General features: G+C 48.1%; 19 protein-coding genes. 14 read left to right on the plus strand and 5 right to left on the minus strand.

Annotation, left to right across the window (positions count from 1 at the left end):
- Positions 1–107 precede the first annotated feature (107 nt).
- The 8 genes from nrfD (at position 108) to WS_RS03705 (ending at position 11,240) form a co-directional block, all read left to right on the plus strand.
- Positions 108–989 (plus strand): NrfD/PsrC family molybdoenzyme membrane anchor subunit, encoded by an 882-nt coding sequence (gene nrfD / locus WS_RS10565; RefSeq protein ID WP_011138676.1) that lies wholly within the window; start codon positions 108–110, stop codon positions 987–989.
- Between the two features lie 11 nt (positions 990–1,000).
- Entirely contained in the window at positions 1,001–3,547 is a 2,547-nt protein-coding gene (locus tag WS_RS03675; RefSeq protein ID WP_011138677.1) for a molybdopterin-dependent oxidoreductase, read from the plus strand.
- A gap of 16 nt (positions 3,548–3,563) precedes the next feature.
- Positions 3,564–4,262, plus strand: coding sequence for a 4Fe-4S dicluster domain-containing protein (locus WS_RS03680; RefSeq protein WP_011138678.1), 699 nt, complete (start codon positions 3,564–3,566; stop codon positions 4,260–4,262).
- A gap of 133 nt (positions 4,263–4,395) precedes the next feature.
- Complete coding sequence (locus WS_RS03685) at positions 4,396–4,722, plus strand: ArsR/SmtB family transcription factor (RefSeq protein ID WP_011138679.1); 327 nt, start codon at positions 4,396–4,398, stop codon at positions 4,720–4,722.
- 102 nt (positions 4,723–4,824) lie between these two features.
- A complete protein-coding gene (locus tag WS_RS03690; protein WP_011138680.1) occupies positions 4,825–5,463 on the plus strand; it encodes a TetR/AcrR family transcriptional regulator in 639 nt (212 codons plus the stop codon).
- A 209-nt stretch (positions 5,464–5,672) separates the two neighbouring features.
- The gene (locus WS_RS03695; protein ID WP_049770641.1) at positions 5,673–6,710 is read left to right on the plus strand and encodes an efflux RND transporter periplasmic adaptor subunit; all 1,038 of its coding nucleotides are present in this window, start codon (positions 5,673–5,675) and stop codon (positions 6,708–6,710) included.
- The gene (locus WS_RS03700; RefSeq protein WP_041571733.1) at positions 6,710–9,844 is read left to right on the plus strand and encodes an efflux RND transporter permease subunit; all 3,135 of its coding nucleotides are present in this window, start codon (positions 6,710–6,712) and stop codon (positions 9,842–9,844) included. The genes WS_RS03695 and WS_RS03700 overlap by 1 nt, the downstream gene beginning before the upstream one ends.
- Positions 9,834–11,240: an efflux transporter outer membrane subunit gene (locus WS_RS03705; protein ID WP_011138683.1), complete on the plus strand. Its 1,407-nt coding sequence runs from the start codon at positions 9,834–9,836 to the stop codon at positions 11,238–11,240. Before WS_RS03700 ends, WS_RS03705 begins: the two co-directional genes overlap by 11 nt.
- Here WS_RS03705 and WS_RS03710 read toward each other — a convergent pair.
- On the minus strand, positions 11,233–12,450 hold the full coding sequence (locus tag WS_RS03710; RefSeq protein WP_011138684.1) for an EAL domain-containing protein: 1,218 nt from the start codon (positions 12,448–12,450) through the stop codon (positions 11,233–11,235). The genes WS_RS03705 and WS_RS03710 overlap by 8 nt on opposite strands.
- A 151-nt stretch (positions 12,451–12,601) precedes the next feature.
- Here WS_RS03710 and WS_RS03715 point away from each other — a divergent pair, with 151 nt between their 5' ends.
- Positions 12,602–13,387, plus strand: coding sequence for a complement resistance protein TraT (locus WS_RS03715; RefSeq protein WP_011138685.1), 786 nt, complete (start codon positions 12,602–12,604; stop codon positions 13,385–13,387).
- On the opposite strand, the gene WS_RS03720 is transcribed toward WS_RS03715, so the two are convergent.
- A complete protein-coding gene (locus tag WS_RS03720; RefSeq protein ID WP_011138686.1) occupies positions 13,384–14,079 on the minus strand; it encodes an aspartate/glutamate racemase family protein in 696 nt (231 codons plus the stop codon). The genes WS_RS03715 and WS_RS03720 overlap by 4 nt on opposite strands.
- A 116-nt stretch (positions 14,080–14,195) precedes the next feature.
- Here WS_RS03720 and WS_RS10570 point away from each other — a divergent pair, with 116 nt between their 5' ends.
- From WS_RS10570 to WS_RS03740, 4 genes are all read left to right on the plus strand, one after another.
- Entirely contained in the window at positions 14,196–16,733 is a 2,538-nt protein-coding gene (locus WS_RS10570; protein WP_011138687.1) for a GGDEF domain-containing phosphodiesterase, read from the plus strand.
- Positions 16,734–16,849: 116 nt separating this feature from the next.
- Positions 16,850–18,343, plus strand: a complete 1,494-nt coding sequence (mqo, locus tag WS_RS03730) for a malate dehydrogenase (quinone) (RefSeq protein ID WP_011138688.1) — start codon at positions 16,850–16,852, stop codon at positions 18,341–18,343.
- A 119-nt stretch (positions 18,344–18,462) separates the two neighbouring features.
- On the plus strand, positions 18,463–18,963 hold the full coding sequence (locus tag WS_RS03735) for a hypothetical protein (protein ID WP_011138689.1): 501 nt from the start codon (positions 18,463–18,465) through the stop codon (positions 18,961–18,963).
- Entirely contained in the window at positions 18,960–19,475 is a 516-nt protein-coding gene (locus tag WS_RS03740; protein WP_011138690.1) for a flavodoxin, read from the plus strand. Before WS_RS03735 ends, WS_RS03740 begins: the two co-directional genes overlap by 4 nt.
- 106 nt (positions 19,476–19,581) lie before the next feature.
- Here WS_RS03740 and WS_RS03745 read toward each other — a convergent pair whose 3' ends face one another.
- Together WS_RS03745 and WS_RS03750 are read right to left on the minus strand one after the other, a co-directional pair.
- The gene (locus tag WS_RS03745) at positions 19,582–19,779 is read right to left on the minus strand and encodes a YgaP family membrane protein (RefSeq protein WP_011138691.1); all 198 of its coding nucleotides are present in this window, start codon (positions 19,777–19,779) and stop codon (positions 19,582–19,584) included.
- A 92-nt stretch (positions 19,780–19,871) separates the two neighbouring features.
- Entirely contained in the window at positions 19,872–20,426 is a 555-nt protein-coding gene (locus WS_RS03750; protein WP_011138692.1) for a DNA-3-methyladenine glycosylase I, read from the minus strand.
- A 213-nt stretch (positions 20,427–20,639) separates the two neighbouring features.
- Between WS_RS03750 and WS_RS03755 the strand changes: the two genes are divergently transcribed.
- Positions 20,640–21,929 carry a M14 family metallopeptidase gene (locus WS_RS03755; protein ID WP_011138694.1) on the plus strand — a complete coding sequence of 430 codons (1,290 nt, stop codon included), beginning with the start codon at positions 20,640–20,642 and terminating at the stop codon, positions 21,927–21,929.
- Here WS_RS03755 and WS_RS03760 read toward each other — a convergent pair.
- Entirely contained in the window at positions 21,907–23,028 is a 1,122-nt protein-coding gene (locus WS_RS03760) for an aminotransferase-like domain-containing protein (protein ID WP_011138695.1), read from the minus strand. The two genes, WS_RS03755 and WS_RS03760, sit on opposite strands and share 23 nt — an antisense overlap.
- Positions 23,029–23,058 lie beyond the last annotated feature (30 nt).

A 23,058-nucleotide genomic window follows, 5' to 3' on the forward strand; every position in this document is an offset into this window, starting at 1 on the left:
TGATTCAATTACACTCATAAGGAGGGGCTTTAGTCGGGTCAAAATTTCGGGCATTTAGTTATCAGTTTGTACTGCACATCAAAAATCCAAATCAAGGAGTGAAACACATGGACGGTCATGTTTTGTGGGATTATCGGGTTGCTATCGACCTATTTTTAGGAGGTGTTGGAGTAGCAGCATTTATTTTGTCAGCGCTCCTCTTTTTCTTGGATAAAGAGGCTAACAAGCCTGTGTATAAGGGAGGGTTTGTTCTTGCACCTCTGTTTGTCTCGCTGGGATTGATATTCTTGTTGCTTGAGATTGGACGCCCCTTTAATGCGGTGCGAACCCTCATCAATATCAATCCTGCTTCGATTATGTCTTTGGGGGTCTTTTTGCAAGCCATTTTTGTAGCGATTGCCTTTTATGTTGCCTACCTCATGGTGAAATGCGATGAGAGCTGTTCCTGTCAGGGAGAATCGTGCGAAGGGCCTAAATTCTTGATTCTTGCGGGAGGGTTTTTGGCGCTTCTTACAGGACTCTATCATGGAATGCTTCTTTATGGAACAGGTAGAGAGGCGTGGAATGGGGCCCTTCCTCTGCTCTTTTTGGCAAGCTCCATCGCTTCAGGTTTTGCGCTCACCTATCTCGTGGCGACTCTAAGGGGTGGCGGAGAGGCTCCTCTGTGGGTTTTATCTGCGATTTCCGTGGCACTTGTGGGGGTTTTATCTGCGGCGTTTGGATGGGTCTATGGACTTGGAGCCCTAGGGGTTGAATCAAAGGCCTCACTAGACTATCTCCACGCTCATTATGGAATCCACTTCTATCTGGTTGCTCTTGTGATCGGATCTCTTGTACCTTTGGTTCTCTTTGTCAAGTCGATTCTTTCCAAAGAGGGGTTGGCGAAAAATATTGCGTTAGCGAGCACTATTATGATTTTGGTGGGCTCTTTTGTGCTTAAGTATGTCGTGGTTTATGTCGGTCAGATCGAATATCTGGCAAGTCACTAAGGAGGGTTGTGATGGAGATCAATAGAAGAGACTTTTTAAAGGCAACAGCACTCACTGCTGGAGCCGTGGGAATTGCTCAGATTCCAGAGATTGAGGCAAACACGCAGGTTTCAGGCGAAGTGGGGAAATGGGTCGCTAGCACCTGTCAAGGATGCACTAGTTGGTGCTCTATTCAGGGCTATGTTGTGGATGGGAGGCTGGTTAAGGTTCGAGGGAATCCTAATGCCAAAGGCAATCATGGAAAGATTTGCCCCCGACCCCATTTGGCGATCCAACAGGTCTATGACCCTGATAGAGTGAAGACGCCACTTAAGAGAACCAATCCTAAAAAAGGAAAAGGAATCGACCCTCAGTTTGTCCCCATTAGCTGGGATGAGGCAATCGATACCATTGCAGATAAGATTATGGCGTTGATTAAATCAGGAGAATCTCACAAGTTTGCCCTTTTTAGGGGCCGATACACGCATATGAATGAGATTCTCTATAACACCTTTCCTAAGCTTATCGGAAGCCCCAATAATATTTCCCATAGTTCCATCTGCGCTGAAGCGGAGAAGTTTGGACGGTACTATACAGAGGCGCTTTGGGATTATGCAGACTTTGACCTTGATAACACTCGTTATGTTCTTGGGTGGGGGGCGGATCCTCTGGCATCAAATCGTCAAGTTCCCCATTTTATTAATATTTGGGGCAAGGTGAGGGATCAGGCAAGAATCGCCATCATTGATCCAAGGCTCTCAGCCACGGCGGCTAAGGCAGACCACTGGTTGCCCATTATTCCCGGCGAAGATAGCGCATTGGCAGTGGCGATGGCCCATGTGATTCTTGCAGGCGGTGCGTGGAATAAGGGTTATGTGGGTGATTTTGTAGATGGTCACAACTACTTCAAGCCAGGTGAGTTAGTGCCTGAGAGCATCGAAGTGGAAGGAAAGATCATTCCTGTAGAATTTAAAGAGAAGCACACCTATGGAGTGGTCAAGTGGTGGAATCTTGAGCTCTTTGATAAGACACCCGAATGGGCTGAACCTATCACGGGGATTCCCGCTAAGCAGATTCGACAGGTGGCCTTGGAGTTTGCTGCGGCGGGAAGCAGAGCTATCTCTTGGGTTAGCCCTGGAGCTTGTATGCAGATTCGCGGAAGCTATGCTTCAATGGCGGCTCATGCGCTCAATGGTTTGGTAGGCTCTTGCGATAGCGTGGGCGGAATCTTGCAAGGAACTTCGGTGCCAAGCGGCAAGACCCCTGATATCAAACCCTATCTCTCTGAAGAGATCGCTAGCGCACTCAAGCAAAAAAAGATCGATCAGCGAGGAACCCCTAAATTCCCAGCGCTCAATAAAAAGACAGGGGGTGGGGTCGTTACCGCTAACGTAGCTAACGCCATCTTGGATGAGAAACCTTATGATTTAAAGATGGCGATTGGCTATTGGAATAACTTTGTCTTCTCGATTAATGGCACTCACTTGTGGGAAAAAGCGATGGAGAAACTTCCTTTCTATGCTCACATTACCACTCACATGGCAGAGATGACCATGTATGCTGATATCGTTCTGCCTGCAAAAATGCATATGTTTGAGCGCTACGGATTCTCTAAAAATAAACAGAATCTCCATGGTTACCTTAGCATTCATCAGCCTATGGTTAAGCCCTTAGGTGAAGCCAAAACCGATGAGACGGAGATTGTTTTCATGATCGCTCAGGCGCTGGCTAAAAAAGGGCATGACGCTCCCTTGAGATATTATCAGGAGAATTTCAAAGATCCTGAAACAGGAAAGATTCCCTCCACGCCCGAAGAGTTCGATCTTTTTTCTGTGAAGTATTTCACCCAGCCCATTTGGGACGGTAGCAGCAATGACAAGGGCGATTCTATTAATAGTTGGAAAGAGCTTTTAGAGAAGGGAGTCTGGAGCACCAAGCGCTACAGTATTGGCAAGAAGATTGACAATTTCAAAACCGAAACCAAAAAATTTGAGTTTTATAGCGAAACGCTCAAAAAAGTTTTAGAGGAGCATGTCGAGAAGAATAAGCTCTCTTCGATTGATGAGGCGATTGAAGCTTCTAATAATACCGCTAGGGGTGAGCGTGTCTTTGTGCCGCACTATGAGCCAAGCGTAAGATATGGCGATCCCAAAATCTATCCCCTCATTTTTGCGGAGCATCGCTCAAGACTCAATCGAGAAGGAAGAAGCCAAAATGCTCCTTGGTATTACGAGCACAAAGATGTGGATCCGGGTGATGAGATTGAGAAGGATGTGGCCAAGATTAATCCCGAAACAGCTAAACAGTTTGGAATCAAGACAGGTGATAGGATTCGTATCGTAGGCACTCAAGCCTCCATTGAGACCGAGGTGAAGCTCTGGGAGGGAATCAGACCTGGAATCGTCGTCAAATGCTATGGTCAAGGTCACTGGGCGTATGGAAGTGTGGCGAGCGAAAAGTTTGGAAGCAAGCCAAGAGGGACAAACAACAACGATATCCATATTCATGAATATGATCGCCTCAGTGGCTCAACCGCTCGGCATGGCGGCACAGCTCGTGTAAAAATTGAAAAGATTTAAGGGAGGGGTTTGAGTGATGGCAAAAAATTATGCAATGGTCATAGACCTGAATCGATGCGTTGGATGTGGCGCCTGCGACTTGGCTTGTAAAAGCGAAAACAATACACCCGTGGGAATCCATTGGTCAAATCACGTGGTGGAGACCACAGGGGTTTTCCCTAATGTAGGCTTTACTTATAGACCCACTCTTTGTAATCACTGCGATGATGCTCCTTGTGTGAGGGCTTGTCCAACGGGAGCGATGTATAAAGATAAAGAGAGTGGCATGACGCTCCACAATGCTGATAAGTGCATTGGGTGCAAGAGCTGTATGTTGGCAGACCCCTATCACGTCATCTACTACAACTCCAAACAACCTCACTATAAGTGGACGACTACTAAGCCTACGGTAATGGGGATGTTTTCACCCAAGGAGATGGCGGATAAGTCAGGTGCTCCCTACCCATACTTTAACGTGGAGCGAGGTAAAACCTATGAGGCATTACGTTTTAAAGGCTTGGTGGAGAAGTGCAGTTTTTGTGATCATCGAGTCAAGGCAGGCCTCATGCCGCATTGCGTGGTCTCTTGTCCGGGAGATGCAAGAATCTTTGGCGATCTGAATGATCCCAAAAGTTCTGTGAGTCAGCTTTTGGCTCAATATCCTGCAGAGACGCTTCTTCCTCACAAAGGAACCAAAGCGAAAGTGTTCTATATCCGAAGTTATGCGAGGGCTTAACCCCCGCATAACTCATTCAAGATAGAGCATTGATTTGGTAATCAAATAGATATAAATATATTATAATATCGCATTTTTTAAGTCGAAGTCTCTATTCATTGCGTTAGCAGCGACTCTAAAGGCGATACAAAATATGGAAAAAACCAAAATTCAACCCAAAGACTATCTTCGAGCGATCTCTGCGCTCAATGATGAAACCCGAGTGCTTATCCTTCGATTCCTTCAAGAGTATGGTGAGAGTTGTGTTTGTGACCTTGAGCTCTCTTTGGGAATGCTTCAATCTAGGCTCTCTAGACACCTCAAGATTCTCATGGAAGCGGGCTACCTTGAAAAAGAGCGTAAAGGGGTCTGGTCACACTACTATATCGCGCCTCAGGATTGGTTTAGGGAGAAGGCTCTGGAGAATATCAAAATGGTGGATGTCAAGATTCCTCCCCAGCAAAAGGCTTGTCCTTCATAACTCCTCCTCCCCCTCTTCGATAGAATTGTAATGATCACTACATTTTGATATAATCCTTCCGTTTTTAATGATTCTCTACTTTTGTTTTGGAAGGATTCGGTTGTGAAAAAGAGCGAACTCACCCCAAGGGCTATGGCGCGATATGACAAAATATTGGATGCCGCGTGCGAGGTTTTCTTGGAGCAGGGGTTTGAAAAAGCCAGTGTCAATGAGATCGTAAAGCGTGCAGGAGGATCCTTGGCGACGCTTTACAAGCTTTTTGGCAACAAGGAGAATCTCTTTGAGGCGATTTTGGAGCGAAAATCTGAAGCGATTTTTGCCGAGCTCGAAGAGGAGGCCAAAGCCAGCGAGGAGCAAGATCTTGAGAGCTTTTTATGGCGCTTTGGAATGAAATTTTTTGATATGCTCGCCAAGTGTGATTCGGTGGCGATGGTTCGAATCTTGATGGCGGAGGGGAGTCGCAATGAAGGCAAGCTCGGGAAGATTTTCTATCGGCATGGGCCGGGAAAATCGGAGGCGATTTTGGAGCGATTCCTCCGCAAGGAGCACATAAAGGGCAAGATAGCTATCGAGGATATTGCCTTGGCGGCGGCGAGATTCATCTTTTTGGTCAAAGAGCCTTTTCACTTTCGCTCGATTGCGCTGGGTCATCCTATGAATTTGAGTCTTGAAGAGCGCCAAAGAGTCGTAGGAGAGGCAATTCATATCTTTTTGTATGGAATCACAAAACGTTCTAATTGACTTTAAGGGGTAAAAAGGAATAAAATCCCGACTCTTAAAGTGTAGCGTACGTTACATTACAAATATCTCTGGAAGAAAAATTTTGATTTTTTCAAGAGTCTTTTAAACGAGGAGAAACACCGATGGTAAGAAATACGATACTAGCACTTAGCTTGGTTTGGTTAGTAGGGTGCGGGGCGAATGAGCAAAAGCCTGCCCAAGGCGGTGGAATGCCTCCTTCTCACGTGGATGTGGTGAGTGTGAAAAAAGGGGCTACAGCGATTCCGCTGGAGTATCCTGCGAAAATTAAAAGCATCCAGCAGGTTGAGGTGCGCGCTAAAGTGAGCGGAACCTTGCTAAAGAAACATTATACCGAGGGGGCACTCGTCAAAGAGGGGGACCTGCTCTTTAAGATTGACCCCGCGAAATTTCAAGCGGCTTTCAATGAGGCAAGCGCTCAGTTGGGCGTGCGCGAGGCAACGCTTAAGCAGAGTGAGCGTGAGTGGAATCGAATCAAGCGACTTTTTGATGAGAAGGCCGTGAGTGAGAAAGAGCGTGATGATGCGTTAGCCGCCTATGAGATGGCATTGGCGAATGTGGCAAGTGCTAAGGCAACGCTAGAAAATGCCCGAATCGATCTAGGTTACACCTCTATTACGGCTCCCATTAGCGGGGTGGCAGGGATGAAGGCCAAAGATGTGGGTGCTTATGTCAATAGCTCTAGCACGGATAGCGTGGTGACCACCATCACGCAGCTTGATCCTATTCATGTGGAGTTTGCGATTCCTGATCTTGAGCGCCTCAAGCAAGCCTACTCGCTTCGCGAAGGAACATGGAAAGAGGCCGCTCAAGGGGCGCTTAAAGCGACTGTCCTCTCCAAAGAGGGAGTGGTCTATTCCGATAAAGGAAGGGTTGATTTCACCGATAGCGTGATTGATGAGACCACAGGAAGCGTCAAAGCGCGAGCCATTTTTAGCAATAGCGATCGCATCCTTCTTCCAGGGCAATTTGTCCGTGTTCGAATTGAGGGCTTGATGCGCGAAAATAGCGCTATCATCCCCCAAGAAGCGGTGATGCAAGGAGCACAAGGAGCGTTTGTTTATGTGGTGAAAGAGGATAAGGTGGCGATGAAACCCATCGTGATTGAGCAAGCCACCTCCAAAGGTTTTATTGTGAGCGAAGGGCTAGATGAGAATGATCTTGTGATCGTGAGCAACCTCAAAAAGATTCGTCCTGGCGCTCCTGTGCAAGTCGATAGGAGAGATTAATGTTTTCTAAATTTTTTATCGAGCGACCCATTTTTGCCTCGGTGATCTCTATCATCATCGTTTTGGCGGGGTTGGTTTCGATTGAGACGCTTCCGATTGAGGAGTATCCAGAGGTGGTGCCTCCTCAGGTGCAAGTCGCGGCGAACTATCCGGGGGCGAGCGCAGACACGCTAGCTCAGACCGTGGGAGCTCCTTTGGAGCAAGAGATTAATGGCGTGGATAATATGATCTACATCTCTTCTGTCGCCACCTCCACGGGTGAGATGAATCTCAATGTCTATTTTGAGATTGGAACCGATCCTGATCAAGCGACCATTGATGTCAATAACCGCGTTCAGGCGGCGCTCAGCAAATTGCCCGAAGAAGTGCAAAGGCAAGGGGTCACCGCCAGGAAGAAATCCTCAAGTATTGTGGAGGTTCTCTCCATCTACTCTCCCGATTCTTCTCAAACCCCCCTTTATATCTCCAACTACGCCCTCATTAACGTCGTGGATGACTTGAAGCGGGTTAAAGGAGTCGGGGATATTGTCCTTTTTGGAGGGAAAGATTACTCGATTCGAGTTTGGCTTAAACCTGATCGACTCGCTAAGCACTCGCTTACACCCAATGATGTGATCGCGGCGATCAAAGAGCAAAACTCTCAGTTTGCTACGGGGCAATTTGGACAAGAGCCCATCGCGAACAAGCCAATGTTTACCTATACAGTCACCACCAAAGGGCGCATGGTGGATGCGGAGGAGTTTGGGAATATCATTTTAAGAGCGGACAAGAGTGGAGCGACTCTTCGCCTCAAAGAGGTGGCAACCGTGGAGCTTGGAGCCAAATCCTACACTTTTGATGCGACGATGGATGGAAAGCCTGCCGTGCCTATTGGGGTCTTTCTCCAGCCTGGAGCAAACGCTCTAGAGACAGTGGGACTTGTGAACGCGGAGATGGATCGCTTGGCGGAGAAGTTCCCTTCAGGGATGAGCTACGCGATTCCTTACAATACGACCAAGTTTGTTCAGATCTCTATCCAAGAGGTGATCAAGACCTTTATTGAGGCGATGGCACTAGTGGCGCTCATCGTCTATCTCTTTTTGCAAAACCTAAGGACGACCATCATCCCGCTTTTGGCGGTGCCTGTTTCGATTATCGGGACTTTTGCGGGGATGTATGCGCTAGGATTCTCTATCAACCTTCTCACGCTTTTTGGTCTGATTCTAGCCATTGGAATTGTTGTGGATGATGCGATCATCGTTATTGAGAATGTGGAGAGAATCCATCGCACCGAGGGCTTGCCTATCAAAGAGGCGACCATCAAAGCGATGCAAGAGGTCACCTCTCCTGTTATCTCCATCGTGCTGGTGCTTGCGGCGGTCTTTATCCCCGTCTCATTCATGGGGGGATTCACGGGGCAGATGTATAAACAGTTCGCCATGACCATTGTGGTCTCGGTCACTATTTCGGGCTTTGTGGCTTTGACGCTCACGCCAGCCCTTTGCACTGTCTTTTTAAAAGAGCACGATTCGGAGCCTTTTTGGTTTGTGCGAAAGTTCAATGAGTTTTTTGACTTCTCCACGAGAATCTTTACCCAAGGGGTGAGGCTGGTGCTTAAATATGTAGCGATCAGTCTTTTGCTCGTGGTTGGAATCATCTATGTAGCCTTTGACCTTTTCTCTAGGGTGCCAAGCTCACTAGTGCCCACGGAGGATAAGGGGGTGCTCTTCATCCTTAGCTACCTCCCTTCTGCCTCAGCGCTCCACCGCACGGTGGATGTTCGAGACACGATTTCTGGTGCTTTAGGGCAGAATCCCAATGTTTCGCACGTGATTGCTTTTGCGGGGATGGACTTGATCTCCTTTGCAAGGAAGTCTGACGCGGGTGTGGCCTTTGTGGAACTTACGGATTGGGACCAAAGAAAAAATCCCGCGCAACATTCACAAAATCTTGCCTCGCAGTTCACGGGGATGTTCTATCCTAATAAAGAGGCTTTCATCCTGGCGGTCAATCCTCCTCCCATTATGGGTCTAAGCGTGACGGGCGGCTTTGAGATGTATGTGCAGGATCGAACAGGTATGGGCTATGGAGAGCTCAATAAATACGTGAATCAGATTGTCGCTAAGGCCAATCAACGCCCTGAGCTTGTGATGGTGAGAAGCACGCTGGATATGAATGTCCCACAATATAGTGTCGTGTTGGATCGAGAAAAGGCCAAGTCGCTTGGTATCGGAGTCTCTGAGGTCTTTAGCGCGATGCAAGCGACCTTTGGTTCGGTCTATGTCAATGATTTCAACCTCTATGGACGAACCTATCAGGTCAATATCCAATCTGAAGGGGATTATCGAGCGGGTCCTGAGAAGCTCTCTGAGGTCTTTGTTCGCTCTTCTAGTGGGCAGATGATTCCTCTAAGCTCGTTGCTCACTTTTGAGCGAACCCTTGGAGCGGATGTGGTGGATCGTTTCAACCTCTTCCCCGCGGCTAAGGTTTTGGGTGAACCCAAGCCTGGATACACCTCAGGGGATGCGCTAAGGGCGATTGAAGAGGTGACTAAAGAGGTGTTGCCTGAGGGCTACACGATCGCTTGGTCAGGCTCCTCCTATCAAGAAAAAGAGATGGGCGGCACGGGAATGCAAGCGTTTATCTTTGCGCTTATTTTTGTCTTCTTGATTCTAGCGGCTCAGTATGAGCGTTGGCTCATGCCTTTGGCGGTCATTACAGCGGTTCCCTTCGCCGTTTTTGGAGCGATTAGTGCGACTTGGTTACGAGGACTTAGCAATGATGTCTATTTCCAGATTGGTCTGGTGATGCTCATTGGCCTCTCAGCTAAGAATGCGATTTTGATCGTAGAGTTTGCGATGCAGAAACGAGAAGAGGGACTCTCTATCGTTGAGGCGAGCTTAGAGGCGGCAAGATTGCGCTTTAGGCCTATTGTCATGACCTCGCTAGCCTTCACGATTGGGGTGATTCCGTTGGCCATCAGCAGTGGAGCGGGAGCGGCAAGCCGCCATGCCATTGGCACGGGGGTGATTGGAGGAATGGTGGCGGCAACCACGATTGCCATCTTCTTTGTTCCGCTCTTTTACACCCTTTTAGAGAGACTCAATGAGCGTTTTAGGGGCTCAAAGAAAGGAGGAGTGACTCATGGCGCGTAATGTAGCAGTGATATTGGCGGGAGCTCTGCTTTTAGCGGGGTGCTCCATGTCCCCCAAACTAGAGCTTAAGCCCGTAGAGATTCCTTTGGCACTCGCTAAAGAGGCCAAGACAATGGAAGTGATCAATGTGGAGTGGTGGCGTGAGTTTAAAGACCCTCTCCTAGAAGAGCTCATCAAAGAGGCCTTGGTGCACAATAGCGATCTGAGGGTGGCGGCAACCAATGTCTCTTTGGCTAGAGCGACTCTTGGGGGTGCGAGAGCGGATCTCTATCCATCGCTTGATGCGGAAGGTTCCGCGGGTCGTAAAAAAACCAGCGATGAGAGCTATCCCGTAGGGACAAGAGCAACCTATAACAACTTCTCTCTCAGTGGTGTGCTAAGCTATGAGATTGATCTTTGGGGGCGGCTACGAGATTCTAAACGCTCGGCCGAAGCGCTTTTGCTAGCCAATGAAGCCAATCAAGAGACCATCGCCTTGGCCGTTGCCTCAAGCGTGGCGGAGGGATATTTTAATCTCATCACCCTAAGAGAGGGAATCCAAATCCTCAAAGAGACGGTCGATTCTTATCAAAAGAGCTACGATTATCGGCTCAAACAACATGGTTTGGGTGCCATTAGTGAGATCGTTATGGAGCAGAGCAGGGTGGAGCTAGAGAGCGCCAAAGCCAATCTCTATCTCTATGAGCGACAAGAATCAGAGGCTGCCACGGCGCTGTCGATTCTTTTAGGGCGAACCCCTAAAGAGATTTTTGAGAAAAGCTTCTCTCTTGCTTCCGTGCTTCCTGCGCTGCCTGAAGTGCCCGCGGGGCTTCCCTCGGAGATTTTGACGCATCGATCGGACATTAAAGTGGCCGAAGAGAAACTCAAAGCGGCCAACTACTCTATTGGGGTGGCTAGGGCTGCCTACTTCCCAACCCTCTCGCTCTCAGGTGTTTTGGGCTATCAAAGTGCCGAGCTTGATCGCTTGATGCGCCCCTCAGGCGAGATGTGGAGTCTTGGAGGGAATCTGGGTGCGCCACTCCTTAATTTTGGTCGCACCAGCGCCAAAGTGGAGAGCGCCAAAGCCCAAAAAGAGAGTGCGGAGATTGAGTATGAGGCAACAATTCGACAGGCGTTTGGCGAGGTTAAAGACGCTCTTGTAAAGAGGGAGGTGGCAAACAAGCGTCTGCTTTCACTTCAAAGTCAAACCACCTCACAAAATCGCGTCCTAGAGATTGCGCAAAAGCGTTTTGATGAGGGCCATTTCAGTCATCTTGATCTGCTGGATGCCCAGCGTGGCTACCTAAACGCTAGACTAGCCCTAAATAGTGCCAAGCTAGAGACTGCCACCTCCGTGGTGACACTCTATAAAGCGCTTGGAGGAGGGTGGAGGATCACCCAAGAAGAGACTAAATAGTCTCTTCCCCCCCCCCTCTTTCCCTAAAGTCGATACAAACAATCATCTCCTCCCTCTCTTTTCCCACTCTTTTGGCGTAGGTTCGGCAGATATTGCCTGAGGCGAGCGAAATATAGCGTTTGGTTAGATGAGCCTTCTCTAGAGCAGTTTTCGTGAGGTAAAAGTACTCTTTGAGCGAGTGGTCGCTCTCTGGCTGGGCGGGCTCAAAAAAGGAGCGCGTCTCTTGGAGCATGATTGTCTCGCCTATTTGGCGACCCCTCATATCAAGAAAATAGATCGCCTCAAGCCTTAAAGAGAGCCAAGGGGAAGCAAGAAGTCTCTCTTTCCACGATTCTGCGGGGGTGTGATGGATGAGATTCTCGATATGAGAGATGATCTCTTCAGCCTTGTAAAAGAGCTCCGTGCGCCTTTGAAGCTTAGTGCGAATCGAAGCCTCCAGCGCCTCACCCACGCGCTCAATTTTGTCATGAAGCTCAGAAAGCGCACACGATTCTTGGGAGGGTGTGGCGAAGTAGAATCCTTGAAAAAGTGAAATTCCCCTCTTTAGACACCCCAGCGCCTCCTCTTTACTCTCCACTCCTTCGGCTAGCACGAGTGCGCCAATATTGTTTCCCATGTTGGCGATAGCACGGATGATCTGCTGATGGAAGTAGTTTTTATCCACATCTCGAATGAGGGATTTGTCGATCTTGATGAGGTCGGGGCGAACCAAGGCGATGCGATCAAAACTCGAATTCCCCGCACCAAAGTCATCAAGGGCGATATTAAAACCTAGATTTTTGAAGTGAAGACAGAAAGCCTCCAAGTGCTCACTCTTTTCTATGGCATCCTCTTTGACCTCAAGGACGATATTTTTGGGCGGGATTCCCGCCTCGCTTAGCCACTTGGCAAACTGATAGCGCTCTAGGGGAATCTCATCGATGAGGCGGGATTCAAAGTTGAGAAAGAGCAGGAGGTGGGGGTTTTGATGAAAGCGAGGCAGGAAGCGCTCAATCGCCTTTTGGCGTGCCCTAGCATCAAGATCCAAATCGACCCCCTCCTCTTTGGCGCGCCCAAAGAGCTCCAGGGGAGGGATGATGGAGCCATCTAGCGCTAGGCCTCGAGAGAGGGCTTCTAGTCCAAAAATTTTTTTGCCCGAGATGGAGAGAATCGGTTGAAAGAGAGTCAAGAGGCGGTCTTCTTCGATGAGTGAACGGATAGAGTCTCTCAAAGGGCTCTCCTTCTGTTTTGGTCAAAATTGTAACATGAGCTCATTGAAAATGTACCCTTTGGTCTGCTCAAAAATGGAGCAACTTTAATATATTTTAAAATGAAATTATGAAATTATACGAATTCATTCAATACTTTTAAGAAGGAGTCTTATGTTTTTTAAGGTGATGCGAGGGAGTATGGCGGCGGCCTTTTCTCTACTTTTTCTAGCGGGTTGTGCGACAACAGAACTTCAAACCAAGGTGAAGATGACTCAGAGTGTATTTGTGGACCCTGTAGCGAAAGATAAACGACTGATTTTTGTTTCAATGAGAAATACTAGTGGACAAAATATCAATCTTGAATCCAAGATTATCTCCAATCTTCAAGCTAGAGGCTACACCATCGTGGACGATCCTGAGGCGGCAACCTACATCTTGATGGCCAATGTCCTTTATTGTGATAGAAAACGAGAGGACAACACCACAGGAGGCGCAGCCGCTGGAGCTGTTACGGGCGGAGCGATCGCAGGATACAACAGTCGAAGTGGTTCGGTTGGCTCCACGCTTGGAGGCGCAGTCGCTGGAGCCCTTGTTGGCGGAATCCTTGGAAAGCTAACAGAGGATACGATCTATCAGATGCAAGTGGATGTGATGATCAAGCAAAAGGCTAAAGGCGCGGTTCTTGCGACCAATGCTAGCAAAGCAGGGCAGGCAAGCGTGAGGGATGGGCAGAGTGCAGGCTTTACGAATAGCTTTGGTGGAGCGATCCGCGATACTGAGGGAGGCGCAAAGGTTGCCGACAATCGCACCAACTACTCCTCTCAGCAGTATGAGAGCGAATATATCGAGAAGCAGACCATGCTCTTTGCTGAGGCGACTAAGATGGGCTTGACGCTTGAAGAGGCGATTCCCACGCTTGAGCACCAGATGGCCAACCAGATCTCTGGAATCTTTTAAATCTCTAGAATCGATTGAACGATGGAGCCCACATGAAGCTCCATCGTATCAAGCAGGGGCAGGGGAGAGGAAGCTCCTTCTAGAAGGAGTGGGATCTCGGTGCACCCAAGAATCACTGCCTCAGCCCCACGCTCTTTGAGCCCATGAATGATTTGAATGAAATCCCTTCTTGAATCCTCTGTGAAAATATTATTCACCAGCTCCCTATAGATGCACTCATGCACAAGATTTCTCTCCTCTTTGGCAGGTGTGATCACCTCAAGGTCGAAACGCTCTTGGAGCCTTGAGGCGTAAAAATCTTTTTCCATGGTGAAGAGTGTCCCTAAAAGTGCTAATTTTTTGTAACCCTTGAGACTCGATTCTTCTCCTACGCTATCGGCGATGTGTACCAATGGAATCGAAAGAGCACCCTCAAGCGCTGGAGCGAGTAGGTGCATGGTGTTAGAGGCAATGGCCAATCCTTGGCAGCCAAGTCTCTCTAGTTCTAGCGCAGCTTGGAGTAGCTTCTCCTCCAGTATAGTCCAAGAGCCGCTTGCTTGAGCTTGAGCGATGGGTTCAAAGTCAAAGCTGTGAATCCATAAAGGTGCGCTGTGATGTTTGCCCAAAGTGGCGTGGACTTGGCGGTTGATTTTGAGATAGTATTCAGCGGTGGAGGGGTAGGCAAGACCCCCTAATAGACCAAAAGTTTTCATGGAATCCTCTCAATAGTTTGATTCCTATTCTACCCCACTTTAAAGAAAATCTACAGGGGAGATAAAAATTTTTTAGTGTAGAATGGGTGCTATATTGAGTGTCGCAAGGAATGAGGATGCAAGCTCTATCCGTCAATCATCTCAAAAGCGTCTATGCCAAACTCATGGGAGCACTCTTTGTGAGTCTGCTTCTTCTGGCTGCGGGCTACTTTTTTCTCTACCAACATCAGCAGAAGAATCTAGAGAAGATCGCCCAAAATCAGACTTTGGAGTTCACCAAGAGCTTCAAAGAGTTTCTCTATTTTAGGGCGCTGCCCCTAGAGGGCTACCTCCAATCTGCAGCCTTTTTTGAGGATACTAAGGGGCGGGTTGAGGCAATGTGGGATGTGTGGATGCGTGCGAGCATGGGGATGAAGGGGGTCGGATATGATGCGGTGCTGCTGCTTGATAGGACGCGCTTACCGATTGCTTCCCTTTCTCTTATAGAGGGAGCAGGGGAGAAAGAGCTCTTGGCCATTATCCCTGTGGAATCGCTCTCTTTAGAGTATCCTATCTTCGTGCGCTCCTTTGTCAAGCTTCAGGGTAAAGAATCAAAAGAGAGGCTGATTGAGCTCTTCTCCTCGCCAATTCGTTCTTCTTTGGTGGGCGAGATTCAGGGCTATTTGGTCGCATTTAAACTTTGGAATGGTACGGAGATTTCGAGCCTCGATCGGTTAAGCAGCCACCAAATCCACTTGCTCTTAGAGGGAGATGATTCTAGGGGATATGATCTTTTTTATCCCTTGCAAGATTTTTATGGCAGGGAGGTCGCTCGTGTGGGCGTGGTGCTAGACAAGAGTCTAGCGCTAACGATTGATCGAATCTTTTCATTTCAGATTGCCTTTGTGAGCTCGGCGGGGCTGTTGGCCTCTTTGGGAATCTTGGCACTCCTCTTTGTTTTGGTTTTGCGCCCTTTGCGCCAACTTTCCAAGGTTTTGCAAGAAAAGGATAAAGCCACGCTCAAAGAGCTACTCTATAAAGAGGATGAGTTTGGAGAGATCTCTCGGGTGGTGCAGCGATTTTTCAAGCAGAACGCTATTTTGGAGCAGTACAAAGGGGCGATTGATGCAAGCTTTATTGTCTCTAAGGGTGATCTGCTAGGGAACATCACTTATGCTAATGATCAATTTTGTCAAGTGAGCGGATACAAGAGAGAGGAGCTTTTGGGGAGGAATCATAACATTGTCCGCCACCCCGATAATACACGAGAGTTTTTTGCTGCCCTTTGGAAACGCATCAGTAGCGGCAGAATATGGAGTGGGGTGATCAAGAATCGCAACAAGCGCGGTGGAGACTATTATGTGAGGGCAGTGATTGTGCCCCTTATGAATGACGAGGGGGAGATTGAAGAGTATCTCTCTATCCGCACCGATATCACAGAGCTCTACGAGCAGATGCAGATGATCATCAAACAGACGACCGATCTGCTCACGGGTCTGCCTAATAAGCAGCAGCTTTTGCACGATCTGGAGAACCCTCTCTCTCATTGCCTGCTCTTTGTCAATATCAATCGATTCCGTGGCGTGAACGATTCTTTTGGGCATGAGGCGGGGGATTCGCTTTTGGTGGAGTTTGCCAATCGATTGGGGGCGCTTTTGCCTATGGGGGCGACGCTCTATCGTTTGGGGGGAGATGAGTTTGCCATTTTGCTGGAGGAGGGCGAAGGAGAGGTTGAGAGACTCTCTAGGGATATTTTTGCCACTCTTGAAGAGACCCCTTTTATAGTGGTGGGAACAGAAATCATCCTCTCGGCTCGAATCTCTTCGGCTTGTGGTGTTGAGCTGCTCTACCAAAAGTGTGACATGGCAATGAACTACGCCAAAATCAACAACCTCTCTTTCGTTGATTTTGATCGCAATGGACAGATCAGGGAGGAGCTGGAGCGTTCCAAAATGATCACTCGAATGATTCAAGAGGCGATTCGATCGGATTTTATTCAGGCTTATGGGCAGAAGATTGTGAGCGTTAAAGAGCCAAATCTCTACAAAATCGAAACCCTCATGAGGATTGTTGATGGGTCGGGCAAAATCACTTCGCCTTTTATCTTTTTGGAGCAGGCGAAAAACTCTAGACTCTATTCGCGCCTCACGCGCATCATGATCAAAAAGGTTTTTGAGAGCTTTAAAGGGAATGCGCTGGAGTTCTCGATCAATCTCACCTTTGAAGATATTTTAGATCATGAGACAACTCGATTTATTCTTGATTCTATTCAGTCGATGGGGCTCCAAAATCGCGTCACCATTGAGCTAGTGGAGAGTGAAGAGATTGGAGCGAGTCCAGAGATGGAGCTGTTCATCAAAGAGGCCAAAGCATTGGGATGCAAAATCTCTATTGATGACTTTGGAAGTGGTTACTCCAATTTTGATTACATCCTGAAAATCGGCGCCGATTTCATCAAGATTGATGGTTCGCTCATCAAAAACATTGACACCGACAAAAACTCCTATATCACGGTCAAGACGATCATCGCTTTGGCTAAAGAGCTTGGGATTGGCGTGGTGGCAGAGTATATTCACTCCAAAGAGGTGATGGAGGTGGTGGTGGAGCTTGGGGTGGATTATCTGCAAGGGTATCATTTGCACGAACCTCAAAAGCTTGACGCGCTTTTGGCTTGACAGGAGGGCTCAAAAACCGTTATGCTTTCCTTAAAGTTTATTAAAAAGATTAATATTATTAACTAAGAATATTTTCTTAAAAAAGAGGAATTTTTAGGGATCCAAGGGGAAAGCAGGTGCAAGAAAGAAGAGTGGATGTGGTTTTGGTTGGCGGAGGTATCATGAGTGCAACTCTGGGGGTGTTGCTTAAAGAGTTAGAGCCTTCGTGGTCAATGATGCTTCTAGAGCGCCTTGAGGGGGTTGCCTTGGAGAGCACAGGGGCTTGGAATAATGCGGGCACAGGTCATCAGGCGCTTTGCGAGCTCAACTACACACCTATGCGTTCCAATGGCGAGATTGACATTCAAAAGGCGATCAAAATCAACGAATCTTTTGAAATCTCCAAACAGTTTTGGGCTTATCATGTCCAAAAAAAGCATCTCAAGGAGCCAGAGAGCTTCATCCATCCTGTTCCTCATATGAGTTTTGTGAGGGGGAAGGATGTGGCCTATCTTCAAGCACGCCATAAGGCGCTCTCTCTCCACCCCCTCTTTTGTGGGATGAAATATTCAGAGAGCATGGACGAGATAGAGCGGTGGGTGCCTCTTATCGCAGAGGGCAGGAAGAGAGAAGAGAGGGTGGCGGCCACCTGTATTGATTGGGGAACGGATGTCAATTTTGGCTCGCTCACGGAGCAATTTAGCGACTACTTGGCTAAACAAGAGGGATTTGTGCTTAAAACTCATCATGAAGTGGTGGATATCAAGCGAAGCCAAGAGGGGCACTGGAGAGTCAAGTCGCTGGATAAAAAATCAGGCGAATTTACCGAAGTGGAGGCGCGATTTGTCTTTATTGGGGCGGGCGGAGCAGCTCTTCCCCTGCTCTATAAGAGTGGGATTCCTGAGGCTAGAGGGTATGGTGGATTTCCTGTGAGCGGACAGTGGCTGGTCTGCTCCAATCCTGAGCCTATTGAGATTCATCGAGCCAAAGTCTATGGCAAGGCCGCTGTTGGAGCTCCTCCGATGTCTGTGCCTCATCTGGATACAAGAGTGATTGATGGAGAGAAGAAGCTCCTCTTTGGACCCTTTGCGGGTTTTTCAACCAATTTTTTAAAGCAGGGGAGCTATCTTGACTTTTTTCTCTCGTTCAATTCTGGGAACTTCAAAACCATGATTGAGGCGGGGCTAGATAATATTCCTCTCACTCAATACCTCATCAATCAGGTGATGTTGAGTCTCAAGGGGCGCATAGAGGTGCTCAAGGAGTATATGCCAAAGGCAGAGTTTGGAGATTGGGAGCTCAAGATCGCTGGACAACGAGTCCAAATCATCAAGCCTGATGCCAAGAATCGAGGCTCATTGCAGTTTGGTACCGAAGTGGTAGCCTCAAATGATGGGAGTCTGGCCGCCCTTTTAGGCGCTTCTCCGGGTGCTTCAACGGCGGTTGAAGCAATGCTTGGAGTGCTTGAGAAGTGTTTTAAAAAAGAGCTAGAGACCCCCTTGTGGAAAGAGAAGCTTCAAGAGATGATTCCCTCCTATGGACACCCTTTATCGGATGATTTGGGGCGACTCAATGAGAATCGCCGCTACACCTCAGGACTGTTGCATCTCCCCTTCACTCCCGTGCAGTGATTTTCGCCCTTCTGGGGTGAAATGAGCTTTGCACTCTTGACATTTAAACTAGTAATGATTACTATTATAAATCTTTTGAGCCAAGACGTTATATTGCCCACTGTCGCAAGGAGGAATCTATGGGAGAGACAAGAGGAGTTCTAGAAACGATTCGTTATCGAGCTATCATTGAGGGGATGAAAAATCCAGAGAGGGCGAGAGCGATGGTCCAAATGAGGGCTTTTCAAGAGCTCTCTATGCAGGAAGCCTTTTCTAAGTATGTCTTTGAGCGCATCAAAACTCGAAATTCCTCTAGACTCATCACTTTTCATGGACGCTACATTCTAATCCACGGGGCGAATCTTGAAGATTCTCTGTTTGTCTATCCCCTATGGAAGTCGGTGAATGAGCCCCTTGAACAGCTCTCCTCAGAGATTCGCGCGGCAGTGGGCGATATTGCCAAGGGCGAAAAGAGCAACATCTACATCACTTACCCCAAGACGAGGCATCTAGCCAAGCACATCACTATCAAAAGCACCGCTTTAGAGAAGATGAAGAAAAGCTATTGCCTAAAGCTTGTTCCCTATGCATGCGACTTGGGGAGACTACTTAATATGAACAAAGGAGAAGCGAGACAATGAATAAGACAGCGATTTTTTATGGTAGCACAGGCGGCAACACTAAAGAGGCGGCGACCCTCATTCATCGTGAACTTGGAGGGGAAGCAGTCGCAGACATTTTCGATGTCTCTAAGCTCAAAGATGCTTCAGCGTTTGCTCCCTATGAGAATCTAATTCTTGGAACCTCCACATGGGGCGATGGGGACTTGCAGGATGATTGGTATGATTTTCTCAAAGAGTTTGAGAAGGCCGACCTTGGCTCTAAAAAGGTAGCTCTTTTTGGTCTTGGGGATCAAGAGGGATTTGGACATGCCTATCTCAATGGAATGAAGACGCTTCATGACAGCGCTAAAAAACTTGGAGCGACTATCGTTGGGGCATGGGAAGATGAAGGTTATAGCTACGATAGCAGTGAGGCGGTTGTGAATGGGAAGTTTGTTGGATTGGCTTTGGATGCGGACAACCAAGATGAACTCACCCCTGAGCGCGTGAAGAATTGGTGCGCTGAGCTAAAAAAAGCGCTCTCTATTTAAGCGAAGGAGGAGAATATGAAGAAGGAAGTTAAGAAAGAGTCTAAAGGAAAGGCGGGGATTCTTAAGAGTCTCCAAAAAGGCTGCTGCGCCTGCTAAGGCGCAAGCCTTAGCTATCGCACTCGCCCTTGCAACCTGTGTTAAGGTTGATGAGGGAATAGAGGGGGCAATAGCCCACAAGTCCCGTCAATAGGGGCACAATTCCCACTAATCCCCACCAGCTTTGAGCCAAAACGCCCGCCAACAAGATCACCACTCCAACGCCGATTCTTAGCATCTTATCCACTTTTCCGACATTGCACTTCATGGGTCGTCCTTTATCTCAATTTTAAAAACATTATAATATTTTAAACTAAAAAAATATTTAATTTTTATTTAATATCACATCTAAACCAAATCTTACGATTTGAAATCGCAGTCATCTTCATGATCATTGATGATTCCCGCGGCTTGCAAAAAAGAGTAGAGTGTCACTGAGCCGATAAATTTAAAGCCCCGCTTTTTCATCTCTTTGGCTAGATTATCGGAGAGCTCATTGTGGCAGGGGGCTTCTTTATAGTGGGGAATGGAGTGGAGCAGGGGGTGGTGATCGACTCGATTCCAAAAGTAGAAGTCCAAAGAGCCGAACTCTTTAATCACCTCAAGAGCCGCTCTTGCGTTATCGCGAATAGCCAGGAGCTTGGCTCTATTTTTGATGACATTTTTTTCCTGAAGGATTTTTTCGATCTCTTCATCGCGCAAAGCGGCACAAAAGGAGATGTCAAAATTTCCAAAAGCCCCCCTATAAGCCTCCCTTTTGTGGAGCACGGTGAGCCAGCTAAGTCCTGCCTGCTGGCACTCCAAGGACAAAAGTTCAAAGAGCTCTCTCTCCCCATGGAGGGGCTTGCCCCACTCTTTGTCGTGGTATTCCACATAGAGAGGATCGCTTAGTTTTACCCATCCGCATCGCTTCACTCAATTCCTCCTTGCTTCAAGCATCTCATCTATTTTTGAAAAACTATAGACTAGAGGAAAGGGTAGCGCAATTTTGCGCCTATATCCACTCTTTTTGTCCAGATAAAGCGCTTTGTTTGTATGATTCGCTAAGCCTACACCCTGAGCTTAGCTCTGCAAGAGTGGCTTTGGGAGAGGGTCGAATACTCTAATCGCAATGGAACATGAAAATAGATGAGAGCTCTTTTTTTGATTATGGTTTTACTTGGGACGCTTTGGAGTGCAGAGCGCCACTTCGGTTTTTATGAGCTCAAAGGCAAGGAGGCGGGGAGCCTTCTTTTTATCATTGGCGGAGTTCATGGGGATGAGCCTGGAGGGTATTTTGCCCCTGCGCTCATCACCCAGCATTATCGTCTCCAAAAAGGCTCTCTTTGGGTGGTGCCCAACCTGAACTTTGATAGTATTGTGGAGAATCGACGCGGGATTTATGGTGATATGAATCGTAAGTTTGCCTCCATCAAGAGGGATGATAAGGATTATGAGATCGTGAAGGACATCAAGAAGCTCATTCTTGATTCAAAAGTTGATTTTGTGATCAATTTGCACGATGGGCATGGCTTTTATCGTAGTAGCTGGGAGAACTCCATCTTCAACCCTAAAGCGTGGGGGCAAGCCTATATCATCGATCAAAAGAATATAAGTGATGTGAAGTTTGGAAATTTGGATGAGATCGCCTCCAAAATCAGCCGCAATCTCAACCAAAACCTCTCCAAGGATCACCACTCCTTTAACATCAAAAACACCAATACGCAATTCAAAGATGAGGAGATGCAAACCTCTCTCACCTATTTTGCGATCACCAATCTCAAGCCAGCATTGGCCATTGAGACCAGTAAAAATATCAGCGAGTTGGATCAGAAGGTTTTTTATCAGCTCCAATCCATCGAAGAGCTTATGAAAATCATGGGAATCGAATATGAGCGCGATTTTGAACTCACCCTCCAAGAGATTGACCGTCTCTTGGAAGAGCATGGTGAGATGAGCCTCAATGGCCACATCACGCTCCCGCTAGAGGGAATTCGTAGCACGCTTCGCTTTGTCCCGATGCTCCCCAAGGGGAACTCTTTCTCTTTCTCTCACCCCCTGGGCGCGATCAAAGAGCGCGCGGATCACTATGAGGTGATGATAGGGAATCGCTCCATTGCCAAGCTCTACCCCCAGCGCTTCTCTGGTTCTTGCGCTGCAAAAGGGGCGGAGGTGATTGTGGATGGGGTGAGCCAAAGAGTAGCATGGGGAGAGCGACTTCTAGTCAAGGAGCGATTCTTGGTGAAGGAACAAGCGGGGGTGAGGGTCAATGTGATTGGTCTTGTGACATCGGGGCGTGATTCCCAAGATGAGGTGGAGGTGAAAAAGGGAATGATCGCCTCTCGATTCTCCTTGGATGAGAAAGAGAGGCGTTATCGCGTGGAGTTCTACTCTGAAGAGGGATTCTGCGGGATGATCACTGCTTGGTTTGAGCCCTAAGCGTTTGGGCGATGATCTGAACGCCTAGGTCGAGGGAGCGGGGATCAAGATGAGTGAAGTTGAGCCTCGCCTCAGGGCTTTGGCGCCTTTGCAAATAGAATTCACCCCCAGGGACAAAAACCGCCCCTTGTTTGAGAGAGTCAAAAGCCAAGGCGCGCGCATCCACTCCTTTGGCAAAACTTCCATAGATGAACATCCCTCCCTCAGGCTCTTTGAAGCTAAAGCTCGGACAGTGCGTTTGTAGTGCCTGAGCCAGCGCTTTGGCTTTGAGTGCGTAGGCGTGACGAATCTTCTCTTTGTGCGCCTTGAAATCGTATTCCTCCCAGAAAGCATTAACGATTCCTTGAGTGATTCCTGAGGTGTGGAGATCCATGCTCTCCTTATAGGGAAGAATCTTGGCGAGATTCTCCTTGGAGGCGCGGATGAAGCCAACCCTTAGGGAGGGGGAGAGAATCTTAGAGAAGGTCCCTACATGAAAAGAGCGATGGGGGATGAGCGAGGAGATACTGGGGAATCGTTCCTTAAAGTAGAGCTCGTTATAGGCGCCATCTTCGATGAGAATCGCTTCTGATGACTCGATGAGGCGAGCGATCTCTTGGCGCTTGGATAGCGAGTAGCGCCTGCTGGTCGGATTTTGAAAATCGCTCATGAGATAGGCGAGACGATGCTTGGGGAGCTTGGCGCGAAGCGATTCTAGCTCGATTCCATCCTCTTCCATTTCGATTTCCACTAGAGGGATTTGATTGCTCTTAAAAGCGCCAATTGCCCCTAGGTAGGCGGGCGATTCTACGATAAGTCCAGAGCTTGCCAGCGCCTTGGAGAGGAGATCAAGAGCCTGTTGGGCACCTGTGGTGATCAAAATCTCATCGACATTTGTGGGAAATCCAAGCTCGCTGTAGTGCTGAGCAATCTTCTCTCTGAGCACGGGGAGCCCCTGGGAGATGGAGTATTGGAGGGAGTGGGGTTGGGAGAGAACTTTTTGAGCGCAATGACTCAGTGCTTGGAGAGGAAAGAGGCTCTCATCGGGCAATCCGCCTGCAAGAGAGAGGGTCTGAGGTGAGATGGCTTCAAGAATCTCACGAATAAAAGATCGTTGCATGAAGGCTCCTTGGGTGAATTAGGAAAATCG

The organism is Wolinella succinogenes DSM 1740 (assembly GCF_000196135.1).
Classification (GTDB): domain Bacteria; phylum Campylobacterota; class Campylobacteria; order Campylobacterales; family Helicobacteraceae; genus Wolinella; species Wolinella succinogenes.